Source organism: Vibrio sp. 10N.239.312.D08, assembly GCF_041466145.1.
GTDB classification, from domain to species: Bacteria; Pseudomonadota; Gammaproteobacteria; order Enterobacterales; family Vibrionaceae; genus Vibrio; species Vibrio crassostreae_C.
Map to the genome: position 1 here is coordinate 58,824 of NZ_JBFSSD010000023.1, position 17,639 is coordinate 76,462.

17 protein-coding genes are annotated in these 17,639 nt (G+C 45.1%); 13 read left to right on the plus strand and 4 right to left on the minus strand.

The genetic code is table 11. The features are described from left to right. Positions 1 to 18: 18 nt before the first annotated feature. From AB6D58_RS13740 to AB6D58_RS13755, 3 genes are all read right to left on the minus strand, one after another. Complete coding sequence (locus AB6D58_RS13740) at positions 19 to 897, minus strand: U32 family peptidase (RefSeq protein ID WP_372157551.1); 879 nt, start codon at positions 895 to 897, stop codon at positions 19 to 21. Between the two features lie 18 nt (positions 898 to 915). Next, positions 916 to 1,929: a peptidase U32 family protein gene (locus tag AB6D58_RS13745; RefSeq protein WP_017068227.1), complete on the minus strand. Its 1,014-nt coding sequence runs from the start codon at positions 1,927 to 1,929 to the stop codon at positions 916 to 918. Positions 1,930 to 2,097: 168 nt separating this feature from the next. Then, positions 2,098 to 4,137, minus strand: coding sequence for a bifunctional diguanylate cyclase/phosphodiesterase (locus tag AB6D58_RS13755; RefSeq protein ID WP_017072096.1), 2,040 nt, complete (start codon positions 4,135 to 4,137; stop codon positions 2,098 to 2,100). Positions 4,138 to 4,395: 258 nt separating this feature from the next. On the opposite strand from AB6D58_RS13755, the gene AB6D58_RS13760 reads away from it, so the two are divergent. The 12 genes from AB6D58_RS13760 (at position 4,396) to deoD (ending at position 15,662) form a co-directional block, all read left to right on the plus strand. Next, positions 4,396 to 4,923 (plus strand): SCP2 domain-containing protein, encoded by a 528-nt coding sequence (locus tag AB6D58_RS13760; RefSeq protein WP_170963063.1) that lies wholly within the window; start codon positions 4,396 to 4,398, stop codon positions 4,921 to 4,923. Beyond that, positions 4,907 to 5,410: a GNAT family N-acetyltransferase gene (locus AB6D58_RS13765; protein ID WP_017059241.1), complete on the plus strand. Its 504-nt coding sequence runs from the start codon at positions 4,907 to 4,909 to the stop codon at positions 5,408 to 5,410. Before AB6D58_RS13760 ends, AB6D58_RS13765 begins: the two co-directional genes overlap by 17 nt. A 198-nt stretch (positions 5,411 to 5,608) precedes the next feature. Next, positions 5,609 to 6,007 (plus strand): DNA polymerase III subunit psi, encoded by a 399-nt coding sequence (locus AB6D58_RS13770; protein WP_017063280.1) that lies wholly within the window; start codon positions 5,609 to 5,611, stop codon positions 6,005 to 6,007. Then, the gene (rimI, locus tag AB6D58_RS13775; RefSeq protein WP_017063281.1) at positions 6,000 to 6,455 is read left to right on the plus strand and encodes a ribosomal protein S18-alanine N-acetyltransferase; all 456 of its coding nucleotides are present in this window, start codon (positions 6,000 to 6,002) and stop codon (positions 6,453 to 6,455) included. Before AB6D58_RS13770 ends, rimI begins: the two co-directional genes overlap by 8 nt. Positions 6,456 to 6,627: 172 nt before the next feature. Beyond that, positions 6,628 to 8,208: a peptide chain release factor 3 gene (prfC, locus tag AB6D58_RS13780; protein ID WP_017059244.1), complete on the plus strand. Its 1,581-nt coding sequence runs from the start codon at positions 6,628 to 6,630 to the stop codon at positions 8,206 to 8,208. Between the two features lie 105 nt (positions 8,209 to 8,313). Beyond that, complete coding sequence (locus AB6D58_RS13785; protein WP_157938685.1) at positions 8,314 to 8,469, plus strand: DUF5363 family protein; 156 nt, start codon at positions 8,314 to 8,316, stop codon at positions 8,467 to 8,469. After that, complete coding sequence (locus AB6D58_RS13790) at positions 8,450 to 9,262, plus strand: TatD family hydrolase (RefSeq protein WP_372109941.1); 813 nt, start codon at positions 8,450 to 8,452, stop codon at positions 9,260 to 9,262. Before AB6D58_RS13785 ends, AB6D58_RS13790 begins: the two co-directional genes overlap by 20 nt. A 204-nt stretch (positions 9,263 to 9,466) precedes the next feature. Continuing rightward, positions 9,467 to 10,729 (plus strand): NupC/NupG family nucleoside CNT transporter, encoded by a 1,263-nt coding sequence (locus AB6D58_RS13795; protein ID WP_017058833.1) that lies wholly within the window; start codon positions 9,467 to 9,469, stop codon positions 10,727 to 10,729. A 522-nt stretch (positions 10,730 to 11,251) separates the two neighbouring features. Next, complete coding sequence (deoC, locus tag AB6D58_RS13800) at positions 11,252 to 12,028, plus strand: deoxyribose-phosphate aldolase (RefSeq protein WP_010436196.1); 777 nt, start codon at positions 11,252 to 11,254, stop codon at positions 12,026 to 12,028. Between the two features lie 223 nt (positions 12,029 to 12,251). After that, entirely contained in the window at positions 12,252 to 13,580 is a 1,329-nt protein-coding gene (gene deoA / locus AB6D58_RS13805) for a thymidine phosphorylase (RefSeq protein ID WP_017063283.1), read from the plus strand. A gap of 76 nt (positions 13,581 to 13,656) precedes the next feature. Then, complete coding sequence (locus tag AB6D58_RS13810; RefSeq protein ID WP_017063284.1) at positions 13,657 to 14,877, plus strand: phosphopentomutase; 1,221 nt, start codon at positions 13,657 to 13,659, stop codon at positions 14,875 to 14,877. A 65-nt stretch (positions 14,878 to 14,942) separates the two neighbouring features. Beyond that, positions 14,943 to 15,662 carry a purine-nucleoside phosphorylase gene (deoD, locus tag AB6D58_RS13815; RefSeq protein ID WP_017063285.1) on the plus strand — a complete coding sequence of 240 codons (720 nt, stop codon included), beginning with the start codon at positions 14,943 to 14,945 and terminating at the stop codon, positions 15,660 to 15,662. Between the two features lie 129 nt (positions 15,663 to 15,791). Here the strand turns inward: deoD and AB6D58_RS13820 are convergent, their stop codons facing one another. Then, positions 15,792 to 16,403, minus strand: coding sequence for a YtjB family periplasmic protein (locus AB6D58_RS13820; protein ID WP_076655999.1), 612 nt, complete (start codon positions 16,401 to 16,403; stop codon positions 15,792 to 15,794). Between the two features lie 109 nt (positions 16,404 to 16,512). Here AB6D58_RS13820 and serB point away from each other — a divergent pair, with 109 nt between their 5' ends. Beyond that, positions 16,513 to 17,493: a phosphoserine phosphatase gene (gene serB / locus AB6D58_RS13825; protein ID WP_017058828.1), complete on the plus strand. Its 981-nt coding sequence runs from the start codon at positions 16,513 to 16,515 to the stop codon at positions 17,491 to 17,493. Positions 17,494 to 17,639: the final 146 nt, after the last annotated feature.

A 17,639-nucleotide genomic window follows, 5' to 3' on the forward strand; every position in this document is an offset into this window, starting at 1 on the left:
TTAGTTCAATGCGAGGAACTAGATGTTCTTAACGTCTAAACCTGCAAGCTGATGCCAGTAACCATTACATTGGCGGCTTTCAATCTTCATCGGTTTTTGACCTTGCTCGTTCGCTCTGAAGTTGTTGATTTCAGAGAAGGTATCGATACCGAGTGGGCTTAAACGAACCACATCAACCAGGTCGTGCATGTTTGGCAAATCATTGACTAGGTTGTAGCAGTAGCCTGATTGTGTCTGGATACCATTAAGGTTGAATACTGATTGGCCTTCTTGGCTTTCTACTTGTAGCCCTGTTGGGTACTTGATACAGCAGGTTTCGCAATCGTCTTTAGCTTTGTTTTCCGCGCGAGCGGTAAAGCAGCGTGCTGAGTAAGCAAGCGGCAGGTAGCCGTGGCTAAACACTTCAACTTCGAATTTGTTACGAATATTTAGCTCTTCGCACTGGGTCATTACGTTGCTTAGCCATTCGCGAGAAAGCTCAACCGGCATACACCAACGCGTCATGCCTTGTTTCAAGAATAGGTTCAGGGTGCGTGCGTTGTAGGTGTTTACTGCCGGGCCAACCACGAAAGGTACTTTGCTTTCGCTGGCCAGTTGAATAGCAGACACATCATTGGCTTCGATCGCAAAGTCACCGTTATCGATGTACTTCTTCATGATGTTGACTTCGCTTGGTGCTTCTAGCAATGCCATGGTGGAAAGTACGACTTGCTTACCTGAAGCCGACAGCTCTTTAGCAATGTCCATCCAGTGTTTCGCTTTAATCTCACGACGCTTTGAACACACCGCTTCACCTAGGTAGATGATATCGGCTGAGCTTGATTTCGCTTGCTCATAGAAGCTTTCAACGTCTTGTTTTGGCCAAAAATAAAGTAGAGGGCCTAATGCGTATTTCATTGAGTTCTCCATTTGGCTCTATTGCCATTTACGGTGATAAGCGCCAAGCGTGGTTTGTGTACCTTCAGATACATTCGCCAGTGTCGCATTCCAAGCTTGTTCCACTTGGTATTGTTCTGGGTTCGCTAAGTAGCGATCGATAGCTGCGCGCCAAGTGCGAGTGACTTGTTCAACATAAGCCGGGCTGCGTTGGCGACCTTCAATCTTCACTGAGGCAACGTTTGCCGCGAAAAGCTCAGGCAACATGGATAGCGTGTTGAGGCTGGTGGGCTCTTCAAGTGCGTGATAGCGCTTACGTTCACCATCGATCTCGGCTTCAAAGCGGCCTTTACACAGCGTTGGGTAACCTGCGTTCTCACCTGCTTCATACTTATCGATAAGGATTTCGTTCAAGCGAGACTCGAGGCCAGTTTCTGTTTCTTGCCAGCGAACGTATTTTGCGGGAGAACAAGCACCAACGGTATTTGGTGATTCGCCTGTCATGTATGAAGAGAGGTAGCAACGGCCTTCTGCCATGATGCACAAGCTACCAAAAGCGAATACTTCAAGGTCAACGTCAGAAGTGATGTTACGAGAAAGCTGTTTGACCTGATGAATCGACAACACACGCGGTAGTACGACACGCTTAACGTTGAAGTTTTTATGGTAGAAGTCGATAGCCGCCGCATTGGTCGCAGATGCTTGCACTGATAGGTGCAGTTCGAGATCTGGATACTTATTTGCTGCGTACTCAAGCACCGCGATGTCTGCGATGATCAGCGCATCAACACCCAGAGCAGCGGCGTTGTCTACGGCATTAGTCCAACGGTCGAAGCCATTTGGGTGAGCAAACGTATTTAGGGCAACATGAATTTTCTTGTTGTGGTCATGCACATACTGCACAGCACGATCGAGCTTTTTACCCGCAAAGTTTAGGCCTGCAAAGTGTCGGGCATTGGTATCGTCTTTGAATCCGATATAGACAGCATCCGCACCACAATCAATAGCGGTTTTCAAAGCAGGTAAGTTACCCGCTGGGCATAAGAGTTCCATTTGCTCACTACCAGTAGAATTAAGTTGAAGCGAGCATTTTATGAAGAATTGTGAATGACGGAATTGATGTAAGGCAGGTTTAGATGGATAAATCTGCTTTTACTCCGTTTGAGGTACTGACGAGTGACCGTTTTACATGTTGGCTTGGTTTAAATATGAGGTACTTGATTAGTTCTTATGACGGCGGTTTTGGGCAAACAACTCTTCGACATCTTGTTTTGGTTGCGGACGGTAGAAGTGGAAGCCTTGAATCGAACTACAGTTGAGGTTCGATAGCAGAGTTGCTTGCTCACTGGTTTCGACACCTTCAGCAACCACGGTCAAATCGAGAGATTTACCTAGGTTGATGATGTTTTCAATTACGGTGATTTGCTTTGGTAGGGTATCGATATCAGAGATGAAAGCACGGTCTATCTTAAGCTCATCAATTGGGAAGCGAGCAAGGTAAGACAGTGAAGAGTAACCTGTACCAAAATCATCAATGGAGAGAGCAAAGCCAAGTTTCTTGATGGCGTTAAGCATTTGGAGTGTGTGTTCACTATCACTCATCACCGCACTTTCCGTTAGCTCGAACGTAATCGCACTTGGATCAAGCTCGGTCGAACGCAGTAGCTTTTCCATGTAATCAATCAGTTTCGGGTTACCAAACTGTTCTGGTGAAAGGTTGATAGCCACTCGACCTGGAAGGATACCTTGCATCTTCCAGCGTTTAACCGTAGCAAACACTTCGCGCATTACCACTCGGCCAAGTTGTTCGATAAGACCAGCTCGCTCCGCTACAGGAATGAACGCAGCAGGACTGATATAACCTTCGACAGGATGCTTCCAACGTACCAGAGCTTCAGCGCCGTTGATGGTGAAATCACGGGCATTCACTTTTGGTTGATACCAAACCTCAAGTCCATTCTGTTGCAGCGCTTTTTGTAGCTCTATCTCAAGCCACAGTCGCATGCGCGCTTCTTTGTTCATCTGTTCGTTGAACTTGATCAGACGGTTGCGCCCACGATCTTTGGCTTCATACATTGCTGTGTCTGCATTTTGCAGCAAGATACGAGCATCAGTACCATCTTGAGGAAAACTCACGCTACCAATTGAGCAGGCTAAGCGCTTGCTAAAGTGGTGAAGATCGAAGGGTTGATTGATCAGAGATATGATCTTTTCAGCGAGCATTTCAGGTGTTCGCTGATGTTCAGGTTCTGGCAGGATAATACCAAACTCATCCCCGCCTAAATGTCCAATCACGGCCTTACGAGGCAGTAAGCGTTTAAGACGCGAAGCGACCTCTTTAATCACCTTGTCACCGATGTGATGACCAAGTGAGTCATTGATATTTTTAAAGTTATCAATGTCTAAGTAGAGCATCACCACCGGCGTATCGTTGTGAATGAACTGCTCAAGACGCTTAGTAAACCCAACTCGATTGTAGAGTTTGGTCAGTGCATCTATGTAGGCATCTTCACTGTTTGCTGGTGTGTATTGTTTTGCGGTTTCTTGTGCGTCTTGAATAAGCACCAGCTGAGTGTTGCTTCCAAGAACGGTGGTGGAGTCGATGTTGAGCTGGACCTTACGTTCAAAGCCGCATCGCGCACCCGTTAAGCAAACCAAACCAGACTCAGAAATAATAGAGCTGAGGTTATTATTGAAGACTGTTTTGGTTTGTTCATCGATAAATAGGCGTCCCAGCTGTTCGCCAATTAACTCTGTGGTTGAGTTAAAGCCAAGCAGGCGCGCTGCCGCTGGGTTGGATGACAAGATATAGTCACTTTCAACGAGCAGTAATCCGTCAGGGAGTAGTTGAGATAGTTTGTGGAATTTGGCTTCGGATTCTTCTAAAGAACGGACAAGTACTTGGTTTTCTGATGTGTCGAAGGCGTGAAAGACGATGTAGTCGGTTTTGTTGCCATTGGTAAGCGGAGATAGGCTGAAATGAAGGCTGGTATCGAGGTCTGTTTCGTTGAGGGTGACTTCGGCCTCAATCGTTTCGCCACTGAATGCACGCTCATAGTAAGGCTTGAGATGTTGGTAGAACTGTTCGCCCAATGTTTGGCGATCATTCATGCCTGCAAGCTCTGGTTGACTCAAACCAGCAATATCGCAGTAACGCTCATTCACCATAAAATAGTTATGTTGAGCATCAAGTACTGCAAAAAAGAACGGACTATTTGCAGTTAGCTGGGTAAACCAATGTTGTAGTTGTTGGGGAGGCATCAAAGTACTACCAATTCTCCAAGAGCTTGAATATTCACTATCGATAAATATTTATTACTTTTTGTGTGGCTATCGATATTTACCTGTGAGTGCAGCGATCCGCTGTAATTCTCATTACCTGAGTTACTATAACTGTGATTTTCAGGATATTAAAGGTCGAGTATCAAACAGAAGTTAATTTGATACATAACAGTAACTGAGATCTCAACATCATCTATGATGCATTCCATATTATTGACAAAGTTACGGATAAGTCACGTGATAAACAAGATTCGCACTCAACTAGTTCAAAATGCCGCATCAATTTTGCGATCTCCAGTCCAGTTATTGCCTAAAACAGTACAAAAAAGAGCCTTATTGGAGGCGCTTAAGAATGTATTCAAGGAAGCTTTAGAGGACGGTGACTTTGAGTTTTTAGAAGACAAATGGCTGAAAGTCTCAATAAAAGACATGGGGTTAAGTTGGTGTATTAGCTACAAAAATGAGCAACTGGTTGTAGCTGATAAAGACGTGGTTGAAGATGTAAGCTTTAGCGGCAATCTTAACGATCTTGTGTTGATTGCGGGACGTAAAGAAGACCCAGATACGCTTTTCTTCCAACGTCGACTGTCTATTGAAGGTGATACAGAGCTCGGTTTAGAGGTCAAAAACTTGATGGATAGCGTAGATTTGGACTTATTGCCGACTCCTATGAAAACTTTGTTAAATCAATTAGCTGATTTTGTGCAGAAGGGAGTACAATCCCCAGATACACAAAGTGAGGTAATGAATGCTTATTCGAACTGAAGCACCGGCAGATATACTTGTCATTGATCGTCTATTGAAATCTGTTTTTGAAACGGATGCAGAAGCTAATTTGGTTATGAGCTTGCGTGAGAATAGTCATTTAACGCTATCGCTGGTGGCTTGCTCTGACGAAGGCGAGGTGGTTGGTCACCTGATGTTTAGCCCAATTACCCTTAAAGGTGACGATCACAACTGGCAGGGGCTTGCACCACTTGCTGTGAAAGAAGAGTTCCGCAACCAAGGCATTGCTAAATCACTGGTTGAAGATGCTTTCTCTACTTTGGTTGATTTTGGTTACCCAGCCTGTGTCGTGCTTGGTGATCCTGCCTATTACGGTCGCTTTGGTTTCAAGGCTGCGAGTGAATTTGGTTTGAGCTGCACTTGGGATGTACCTGAAGGAGCTTTCCAAGCTATCGAGTTAGTTGAAGGTGCGCTTGCAGGGCATTCTGGTGAGATTGCTTACAGTCCTGAGTTCAACGACTTATAAGCTGATTTATCACGCAACAAGATACAAACTGATTTAGTCTAAATAAAGGAGCTTGATGCTCCTTTATTTTTTGTTAGTATCAGCCCTGCTCTAATAAGCGCTCTTTCAATAGAGGCAGCTTTCACAAAACTAGTTCTAACAAACTTCTGGTTTCAATAAACTTTGGCTCCAATAAACTTAAGGTTACTACCGCTAGATATGTCACAAACACACGCGCAATACCTACATGAGATGGGCATTAGCCAATGGGAACTAAGTCACCCAGAGCGTTTAGCAGGTTATGAATCTGAATTGACTCCGCTCTCGAGCGATTGCAAGTTACTGTTGGTTTCGCCTGAAAAACCTCAGGAAGATCTCGCCGTGATGTTTGAGCGAGTACTCAAAAGTATCAAGCTCGACTTATCTCAGGCTTTACACCTTCAACCGCAACACTTGTCTACTGTGGATTTAGGTTCGGTTGAGTGGATATGGTTTGCTGGTTGTGAGTCGGCTCAAGAGCTGAAGGCTAAAACACTTCAATCGCCATTACTGTCTGACATTAACGGTAACAACCAACACCGCCGCGACTTATGGCAACAAATTTGTGCTTATGACTAATCAATTTTTACCGACTTCACAACAACACCTAGACGCCATTTGGAAGATAGAGCAGGCCGCGCATTCTCACCCTTGGTCTGAAAATATGATCCGAGATCTTGATAGCCGAGGCGCTTGTCATCATGTCCTTGAAGTTGATGGACAAGTGGTGGGCTATTTCTTCGCGCAAAACATCGTTGGCGAAGTCACATTGCTTAATATCGCGGTAGACCCAAGCCAGCAAGGCAAAGGGTATGGAAAAGCGTTAACGGAACATTTCCTTGATATGTGTGAGCAAGCTGACGCGGAAAGTGCTTGGCTAGAAGTTCGCGAAAGTAATGTGAACGCGTTTAATCTTTACGAAAAGGCAGGCTTCAACGAAGTTGATCGCCGTCGTAACTATTATCCAACTAAACAAGGCAACGAAGATGCCATCATTATGAGCTATCTTTTTATGTCTTTTAGCTAGTCATGTTACGTCTTTTCGCTAACTAGATAGCTAATCACAAAATTAGCCAAAAAATAGGGTGTAAACTGACCCTTTAGAAAGTGATACGCTTTCTGTATAATCCGCACACAGAATTCAAGGGCAAGTATTATCTACTTGCCCTTTTTACGCTTTAGATCAGCAAAGGGCGACTATGTCTTTCCAACAAGAAGTGAGCAAACGTAGAACGTTTGCGATTATCTCTCACCCGGATGCGGGTAAAACCACGATTACTGAAAAAGTTCTTTTATTCGGAAACGCGATTCAAAAAGCGGGTACCGTAAAAGGCCGTGGCTCTAACCAGCACGCTAAATCTGACTGGATGGAGATGGAAAAAGAACGTGGTATCTCGGTAACTACGTCGGTAATGCAATTCCCATACAATGATTGCCTAGTAAACCTACTAGATACTCCAGGACACGAAGATTTCTCGGAAGATACGTACCGTACGCTAACAGCGGTTGATTCATGTTTGATGGTTATCGATGCTGCGAAAGGTGTCGAGGATCGTACTCGTAAACTAATGGAAGTAACACGTCTGCGTGATACGCCAATCGTAACGTTTATGAACAAACTTGACCGTGACGTTCGTGACCCAATGGAAGTGCTTGATGAAGTAGAGAGCGAGCTAGGTATGGCTTGTGCTCCAATCTCATGGCCAATTGGTTGCGGTAAAGAGTTTAAAGGTGTTTACCACATTCACCGTGATGAAACGATCTTGTATGAATCTGGCCACGGCCACGAGATCCAAGAAGTTCGTATCATCAAAGGTCTAGATAACCCTGAGCTAGATGAAGCAGTAGGTGCTGATCTTGCGGAAAGCGTACGTGAAGAGCTAGAGCTTGTTATCGGTGCTTGTCCTGAGTTTGACCATGAATTATTCCTAGCGGGTGAACTAACGCCGGTTTACTTCGGTACTGCATTGGGTAACTTTGGTGTTGACCACATGCTTGATGGTCTAACGAAATGGGCTCCAGCACCTCAAACGCGTCAAGCGAACGAGCGTGATGTTGAAGCGACAGAAGAGAAGTTCTCTGGTTTCGTATTTAAGATCCAAGCAAACATGGACCCTAAACACCGTGACCGTATCGCATTCATGCGTATCGTTTCGGGTACTTACAACCAAGGTATGAAGATGAACCATGTTCGTACAGGCAAGAGTGTAAGTATCTCTGATGCGGTAACCTTTATGGCGGGTGACCGTGCACGTGCTGAAAAAGCATACGCGGGTGATATTATCGGTCTACATAACCACGGTACTATCCAGATTGGTGATACCTTTACTCAAGGTGAGAGCCTTAAGTTCGCTGGTATTCCTAACTTCGCACCTGAGCTATTCCGTCGTATCCGTCTACGCGATCCACTGAAGCAGAAGCAACTTCTAAAAGGATTAGTTCAGCTTTCAGAAGAGGGCGCAGTACAAGTATTCCGTCCTATGCAGAACAACGACCTGATCGTTGGTGCGGTTGGTGTCCTTCAGTTCGACGTGGTTGTAGCGCGCTTGAAAGCGGAATACAACGTAGAAGCTATCTACGAAGGTGTTAACGTTGCAACAGCTCGTTGGGTTGAATGTGATGACGCTAAGAAACTTGAAGAATTCAAACGTAAGAACCAATCTAACCTAGCGCTAGATGGCGGTGATAACCTGTCTTACATCGCACCAACTATGGTGAACTTGAACCTAGCTTCTGAACGTTTCCCTGAAGTTCAATTCCGAGCGACGCGCGAGCACTAATTTCTCCGCGATCTATTAGAGTTAAACAAAAACGTCTATTGTTCTGCAATAGGCGTTTTTTAATGCGTTTTATTTGAGGTTTAAAGGCTGAGGTTAGAGGCAGTTATGTTGGGTTGGATAAAAACTTGGGTTAAAAGATACGATAAGTGGTGTGAAGAGCTTGGGTTAACGCCTGAGAACAAGCGCAGTTGTGTTGCTTATCGCCGTGATCCTCAAGGGAAACAAACAGAGAGTAGGGAAGATGACACAGCAAATAAGTGACTTTCCGCTGTTTGATACTCATTGCCACGCGGATTTTGAGGCGTTTGAGCAAGGTTTTACACCTGAACAAAGTATTGATGGCTATCTTAAAGAAGCAAAGCAAGCTCAAGTCGAGAAGTTAATCATCCCTTCTATTGGCCAAAGTAACTGGAGGAAGCTCGATGAAATCGCTCAATCTCACCCCAATGTTTACTACGCATTAGGCTTTCATCCTTACTTTTTAGAGCAAGCGGATGAGATGCAATTTGAAGAACTTCACCAACTACTCGCATCAAAAACACGTCAGTGTGTGGCCATTGGTGAGTGTGGGTTGGACTTTTTTGTGGATGTGGAACAGGAGAAACAAGAGCGCTTTTTCATCCAGCAAATGGAACTTGCCAAGGAGTTTGACCTGCCTTTAATCATCCATGAGAGGAAGTCTTACAACCGACTTATCGAGCTAATAAAGCAGCATAAGTTCACCTTAGGTGGTGTGATTCACGGTTTTTCTGGGAGTGAACAGCAAGCTTTGGCGTGGATCAAGCTCGGTTTCTATATTGGCGTCGGTGGAACGATAACTTACCCAAGAGCGCAAAAAACACGCACAACCATCGCAAAATTGCCCCTTGAATGTCTGGTATTGGAAACGGATGCTCCGGACATGCCCATGTATGGAAACCAAGGAAATGTTAATCATTCCAAATATTTAGTTACGATCTTAAATGAACTTTTTTTGCTTAGAAAAGAGCCAAAGCAATCGATTGCAGCGCAAATTTGGCAAAATAGCCATCGCGCATTCGGTATATGTGAATAAAATCGAAGGTTTTTGTTTATCGTTTGCGTAAATTGCACTGAGCTTGTGATTTGGGTCACATTTGTGTATGAATGGTACATGAATCTTCTACGAAAGTGTGAGGACGGCATTACTTTATTAGTGGTCGCATGAGTATAATTGCCTCCGCTTTATAGCCCCATTTTGTAACACGCCAATAAATAACTAATAAGGAAGTCATAAACTATGAGCCTGTTTATGAGCCTAGTCGGAATGGTTGCACTGATCGCAATCGCAGTACTACTATCTGACAACCGCAAAGCTATTAATCTAAGAACAGTGGGTGGCGCTTTCGCTATCCAATTCGCACTTGGTGCATTCGTACTTTACATCCCTTGGGGTCGTGATCTACTTGCAGGTTTCTCTGCTGGTGTAGCAAACGTGATCGACTACGGTAAAGACGGTACTGGTTTCCTATTCGGCAGCCTAGTTAACTTCTCAGTTGACGGTATCGGTTTCATCTTTGCTTTCCAAGTACTACCAACTCTGATTTTCTTCTCTGCACTTATCTCTGTACTTTACTACATTGGTGTTATGCAAATTGTAATCAAAGTTCTTGGTGGTGGTCTTCAGAAAGCTCTAGGTACTTCTCGCGCCGAGTCTATGTCTGCAGCAGCAAACATCTTCGTTGGTCAAACTGAAGCACCTCTAGTTGTTCGTCCATTTGTTCCTAAAATGACTAACTCTGAACTATTCGCAGTAATGTGTGGTGGTTTGGCTTCTGTAGCTGGTGGTGTACTAGCAGGTTACGCATCTATGGGTGTACCTCTAGAGTACCTAGTTGCAGCGTCATTCATGGCAGCACCTGGTGGTCTACTATTCGCTAAAATCATCAAGCCTGAAACAGATACGCCAGACGACAACATCGCTGACGAAATGGACGGTGGCGATGACAAACCAGCTAACGTTATCGACGCAGCAGCAGGTGGCGCATCAGTTGGTCTACAACTAGCACTTAACGTTGGTGCAATGCTACTAGCATTCATCGGTCTAATTGCTCTAATCAACGGTATCCTAGGTGGCATCGGTGGTTGGTTCGGTATGGAAAACCTAACTCTAGAACTTCTTCTAGGTTGGATCTTCGCACCGCTAGCATTCATCATTGGTGTTCCATGGGAAGAAGCAACTATCGCTGGTTCTTTCATTGGTCAGAAGACAGTTGTTAACGAATTCGTTGCATACCTAAACTTCGTACCATACGTTGGTGAAAACGCTCAAGTTGTTGCAGCAACTGGTCAAGTGATGTCTGAGAAGACTCAAGCTATCATCGCATTCGCACTATGTGGTTTCGCAAACCTTTCTTCAATTGCGATTCTTCTAGGTGGTCTAGGTGGTATTGCACCAAGCCGTCGCCACGACATCGCACGTATGGGTGTTAAAGCGGTAATTGCTGGTACTCTATCTAACCTGATGGCAGCAACAATTGCTGGCTTCTTCCTGTCTTTCTAATTAGTTAGAAATCGATATATAGACGCCATAATAATATCGCCCCGTAGCAAGAAATTGCTGCGGGGCTTTTTTGTTTTTAGGCCTAGTGATTCTTTGAGATGAGCATAAGCATCAGCTTGAAGTCGATAATGGGTCTAGAATGTTTTTTTGAGATACAAACCGTTTGCGTTCTAAGGAGCACTACAATTTATTGATGGATACCTATAATGTATAAGCTAAAGGGATAGGATGTCTCTGTTGGCAAGAAAGTAACCTCGAAATCAACTCGAACGTTATTCTTCTGGGATTAAGCCAAAATTAGCGATACGCTATAGATGTTAGACACAACATGACTGATTTGTTGTGCCATAGACCAAACTGGTACTGTGCGGTGACAAGGATTGCAATTGGTAGCGAAAGTTATCAAGTCTTCAGGGAACCAAGTCCGTTCATTTGTGGCTACTGAGCATTACTAAAATATCCATCTATACTGGATGGAGGGCGAAGTAGTTAACTATTTGAATATATTGATCGGAGATAGAAATGAGCGATTTAAAAGCAGCAGCTCTACGTGCACTTAAACTTATGGACCTAACTACGCTAAATGACGACGATACTACTGAAAAAGTAGTGGCGCTTTGTCATGACGCGAAGACTGCAGTAGGCAACACCGCTGCAATCTGTATTTACCCTCGCTTTATCCCAGCAGCTAAGAAAGCGTTGCGTGAGCAAGGTACTCCAGAAGTACGCATTGCGACTGTAACTAACTTCCCTCATGGTAATGACGACATCGAAATTGCTGTTGCAGAAACAAAAGCAGCGGTAGCGTACGGCGCAGACGAAGTTGACGTAGTATTCCCATACCGTGCTCTTATTGCTGGCAACGAAGAAGTTGGCTTTGAGCTAGTTAAACAGTGTAAAGCAGCTTGTGGTGACATCACGCTTAAAGTGATCATCGAAACAGGTGAACTGAAAGAAGAAGCACTAATCAAGAAAGCTTCTCAAATCTGTATCGAAGCAGGTGCAGACTTCATCAAAACTTCAACAGGTAAAGTGCCAGTAAACGCGACTCCAGAGTACGCGCGCATGATGCTTGAAGTTATCCGTGACATGGGCGTTGCTAAAACAGTTGGTTTCAAACCAGCTGGTGGCGTACGTACTGCTGAAGATGCAGCACTATACCTAGCAATGGCTGATGAGCTACTAGGCGCTGAGTGGGCAGACAACATGCACTACCGTTTTGGTGCTTCAAGCCTACTAACTAACCTTCTTAATACATTAGAAGTGACAGACCAGACTGCTGATCCAGCAGCATACTAATTTACTCGTCATATTTGACACCGCAGCGTTGTTGACTGCGTAAGTTCCTCCTAATCACATAGAGCCTCTATGCTCATAGGAATGAACTCACTGGTCGCCTAACTGCAACGCCAAATATTTAGAGTATTGAACATAATAAGTCTGTTTGATGGAGTGGCGTCAAGCCACTCCATATTACCTCTTTTCCCTACAAACCATACTCACTAGAGTTTGGGAGGCACTAATGTATCTACCTCAAGAAATTATTCGCAGAAAACGTGACGGTGAAGTCCTAACAGCTGAAGAAATTAACTTCTTCATTCAAGGTGTGGCTAAGAACACGGTTTCTGAAGGCCAAATTGCCGCATTCGCAATGGCTATCTTTTTTAATGAAATGACGATGCCAGAACGTATCGCACTAACGTGTGCAATGCGTGATTCAGGCATGGTGATTGACTGGAGCCACATGAACTTTGATGGCCCAATCGTTGATAAACACTCTACTGGTGGTGTTGGCGACGTTACTTCTCTGATGCTTGGCCCAATGGTGGCAGCATGTGGCGGTTTCGTTCCAATGATCTCTGGTCGTGGTTTAGGCCACACTGGCGGTACGCTAGACAAGCTGGAATCTATTCCGGGTTACAACATTACACCAACCAACGATGTGTTCGGTGAAGTAACGAAAGATGCTGGCGTGGCTATCATCGGTCAAACAGGCGATCTAGCTCCTGCTGACAAGCGTGTTTACGCAACTCGTGATATCACAGCAACAGTCGATAACATCTCGCTGATCACGGCTTCAATCCTATCTAAGAAACTGGCTGCGGGCCTTGATTCTCTAGTGATGGATGTAAAAGTAGGTTCAGGCGCATTCATGCCGACTTACGAAGCATCTGAAGAGCTAGCGAAATCTATCGTTGCAGTAGCAAACGGTGCGGGTACTAAAACAACAGCAATCCTAACGGACATGAACCAAGTGCTGGCTTCTTCAGCGGGTAACGCAGTAGAAGTTCGTGAAGCGGTTCAGTTCCTAACGGGTGAATACCGTAACCCTCGCTTGTTAGAGATCACTCTAGCATCGTGTGCTGAAATGCTGGTGCTCGGTAACCTAGCTAAAGACTCAGATGAAGCGCGCGAAAAACTGATGGCAGTACTGGATAACGGTAAGGCAGCAGAGTGCTTCGGTAAAATGGTAGCGGGCCTTGGTGGTCCAGTTGATTTCGTAATGAACTACGATAACTACCTAGAAAAAGCAGACATTATTAAGCCAGTGTACGCGTTAGAAAGCGGTGTGGTATCAGCAATGGATACTCGTGCAATTGGTATGGCTGTGGTTGGTATGGGCGGCGGTCGTCGTGTAGCAACGGACAGCATTGATTACGCAGTCGGTTTTGATCACTTCATTCGCCTAGGTGAAGTAGCAAGTGAAGATAAGCCATTAGCAATGATTCATGCTCGCAACGAACAACAGTGGCAAGAAGCTGCAACAGCATTACAAAATGCAATCACTGTGGGCGGAGAATATACAGCAACGCCAGACGTTTACCGTCAGATTCGTTCTGAAGACGTGTAAATAACAGGTATCGGTATACCTCGCGTATACCGATAAACAGAGTTCTGGTGCAAAGAGCAATAAGTTGGTGAAGAAAATGAAAAGAGCATTTATTTTAGTTTTAGATTCATTCGGTATCGGTGAAACAGCGGATGCAGACAAATTTGGTGATGTAGGTTCTGACACTATGGGCCACATCGCAGATCATTGTGACCAAGGTCTTGCAGACAATGCAGATCGTAAAGGTTCACTGGCACTGCCAAACCTGTCTAAGCTAGGTCTAGCGATGGCTCACAAAGAGTCTACAGGTCGCTTTGCTCCTGGTATGGATGCAGACGCTGAGATCATTGGCGCTTACGGTCACGCTGCTGAGCTGTCTTCTGGTAAAGACACGCCATCAGGTCACTGGGAAATCGCGGGTGTTCCTGTACTGTTTGACTGGGGCTACTTCACCGACAAAGAGAACAGCTTTCCAAAAGAACTGACTGACCGCATCCTTGAGCGTGCAGGCCTGTCTGGTTTCTTGGGTAACTGCCACTCATCTGGTACGGAAATCCTAGATAACCTAGGTGAAGAGCACATGAAGACTGGCTTGCCTATCTTCTATACTTCTGCAGACTCTGTTTTCCAGATCGCTTGTCACGAAGAGACATTCGGCCTGCAAAACCTATTAGACCTTTGTCAGATTGCTCGTGAAGAGCTAGAAGATTACAACATTGGTCGTGTTATCGCTCGTCCGTTCATTGGCCCGGGCAAAGGTCAATTCGAACGTACTGGTAACCGTCGTGACCTTTCTGTTGAGCCACCTGCAGCTACCATTCTTCAGAAGTTGGTTGATGAGAAGGGCGGTAACGTTCATTCAATCGGTAAGATCTCTGATATCTATGCGGGTTGTGGTATCACGCAGAAAACTAAAGCAACAGGTATCCCTGCGCTATTTGAAGCAACCAAAGAAGCGATCAATGAAGCAGGCGACAACACTATCGTGTTCACTAACTTCGTTGATTTCGACTCAGCTTACGGCCACCGCCGTGATGTTGCTGGTTACGCAGCGGCACTTGAGTACTTCGATGGTCGTATCAATGAAATCATCGATATGATGAAAGAAGATGATGTGCTTATCCTAACGGCTGACCACGGTTGTGATCCTACATGGCCAGGTACAGACCATACTCGTGAGCACATCCCTGTGATTGTTTACGGTCAGAAGGTTCCAGCCGGTTCTTTAGGCCGTCGCGATACGTTCGCTGATATCGGTCAAAGCTTAGCGTCTTACTTTGGTACATCGCCAATGGGACACGGTACAAGCTTTCTATAATAGTTAACGAAGAGAGAGGGAAACCTCTCTCTTCTTTTTTTGTTTTGAGATTAAGGATATTTTCAATGGCTACTCCACATATTAATGCTGAAATGGGTGATTTCGCTGACGTAGTTTTAATGCCAGGCGACCCGCTACGTGCTAAATACATCGCTGAAACCTTCTTAGAAGAAGTGGTTCAAGTGTGCGACGTTCGCAACATGTTTGGTTACACCGGTACTTACAAAGGTCGTAAGGTTTCGGTAATGGGCCACGGTATGGGCATTCCATCTTGTTCTATTTACGCGACTGAGCTGATCAAAGACTTTGGTGTGAAGAAGATCATTCGTGTGGGTAGTTGTGGTGCAGTGAGCGAAGATATCAAAGTGCGTGATGTGGTGATCGGCATGGGCGCATGTACTGACTCTAAAGTGAACCGTATTCGCTTTAAAGATCATGACTTTGCGGCTATTGCGGATTACAAAATGGTGCGCGCGGCAGAAGATGCAGCCAAAGCTCTCGGTGTCGGCGTAAAAGTCGGTAACCTGTTCTCGGCTGAGTTGTTCTACACGCCAGATCCAGAGATGTTCGAAGTAATGGACAAATACGGCATTGTTGGCGTAGAGATGGAAGCAGCTGGCATCTATGGTGTATGTGCTGAATACGGCGCAAAAGCTCTAACGATCTGTACTGTTTCTGACCACATCAAGACTGGTGAGCAAACGACATCAGATGAACGTCAAACGACTTTCAACGACATGATGGTTATCGCACTGGACTCTGTGTTGCTTGGCGACCAAGAATAATCTTGATTTGTCTTAGCTTGATAAGTTAACAGATAACAAAAAGCCCCGTTGCTGCCTGAGCGTCGGGGCTTTTTATTGGATTGCGATATTTATTCTCAATCTAGTGTCTTTATTGTCAGCCTAGTGTGATTATGAGCTTACATTCTTCAACAGTAAGTTCTCACCAGACTTAGTCGGTCTTCTGCGAATCAGCATGATGAACAACACGCCACTCACAAACCCCATCAACACCATACCGATCATGTAGCGATCACTTTTTCGGTAGTGGTGATCAGAAATCGCCGTCATCTTCCCGGTTTCAAAAGTCACTCGAATAAAGCCGATGATCGTCTTCTCTGGTGAATAAATAGGTTCAACTAATTGTTGTCTGCCGATACTTGCTGTTGAAAGTGGCGTATCTAAGCCAAGAACCTCACGTACCGAGAGGGCTTTTTCACTCGAAGCCAGTCGAATACCCTCTGCATCATAGATGGTGGTATCGAACACCAGTCGGTCTTGAGATAGCTGGTTAGTCAGATCAAGCAATCGCTCTTGGTCTTGTTGCGTGATCATCTTGCTGGCTGAAAGTGATGCCTGAGAGATAAGCAGCTTGGTAAGAGTTTCCAACTGTTTTGCTTGGATCTTCTCGTTACCTTTACTGATCACGACCGTATTTTTAATCGTTACAACGAACATGGTAGCCAACAAAATGAGGGCTAGCATTCGTAAAGCGTTACGTATTGAGAACAATGATTCATTCATGTTTCACGAAGCCTGAAATAAACAAATGTTATGATTAAGACATATTGAGACTTGCGTTTTCAAATTGCAATAGGTTAACGTTTAGCATAGTTAATTAGGAATCATACACATGGACGCTCAGAAATATCTGCCGATAAAAAGGCATACGACATTATTAACTCGACTCCCCGAGACTCGTTTCGCTTCTCAACTCGCTAAATCCAAGGCCAATTGGATTGTGTTTGGTGAGTACCTATCTCCACAATCTTTCGATGACATCGACTTTTTCACTGGCACTTACAACACCATCCTCGATACGTGGAAGGTTGGGCATTATGAAGTGGCTTTGATGTCAGGCAATCTAACGCCAGCACACGAAGAAATCCTCCAAGCGCTGAAGCTTGATTATGCTTGCCTTAGCGAGGTCCCAGACTTATCTAAGCCAGGTTTGATCGTGATGGATATGGATTCCACAGCGATTCAAATTGAATGCATCGATGAGATTGCCAAGCTAGCTGGAGTGGGAGAGTTAGTCTCTGAAATCACAGAACGAGCAATGCAAGGCGAGCTCGACTTTGAACAGAGCCTACGCCAGCGAGTAGGAGCACTGAAAGGTGCGGATGAGTCGATATTAGAGCAAGTGCGTCAGTCATTGCCATTCATGCCAGACTTGGTCGGGCTGGTGAATACTCTAAATAAGCTTGGCTGGAAAACGGCGATTGCATCAGGCGGTTTTACTTACTTCTCTGACTACCTGAAAGATACCCTTGATCTAGACCATGCTCAATCAAACACGCTTGAGATCGTCAACGGTAAGTTGACGGGTGAAGTCTTAGGCGATGTTGTTTCGGCGCAGACCAAAGCGGATATCTTGGTAGAGTTGGCTGAAGAGTACGAATTGGAACTACATAATACCGTTGCCGTTGGTGATGGTGCCAATGACTTGGTGATGATGGGCTCTGCAGGTTTAGGCATTGCCTACCACGCAAAACCAAAAGTAGAGCAGCAAGCTCAAACTGCTGTTCGTTACGCAGGTTTAGGCGGTGTGCTGTGTATCTTGTCGGGTGTATTGGCTAAGCAACAGAAGATCAGCTGGCAAGCGAAACCTTAGGGGCTCTACCTAAGTGCTATTGGCGATGTATCTTATTTAGCAATAGTGGCTCAGACACAAAAAAAGCAGGCTATCAGCCTGCTTTTTCAATTTGTGCGCCGAGCATGGCGTTGATCTAGGAGGTGAAAGTCCTCTACGGGCTCAGT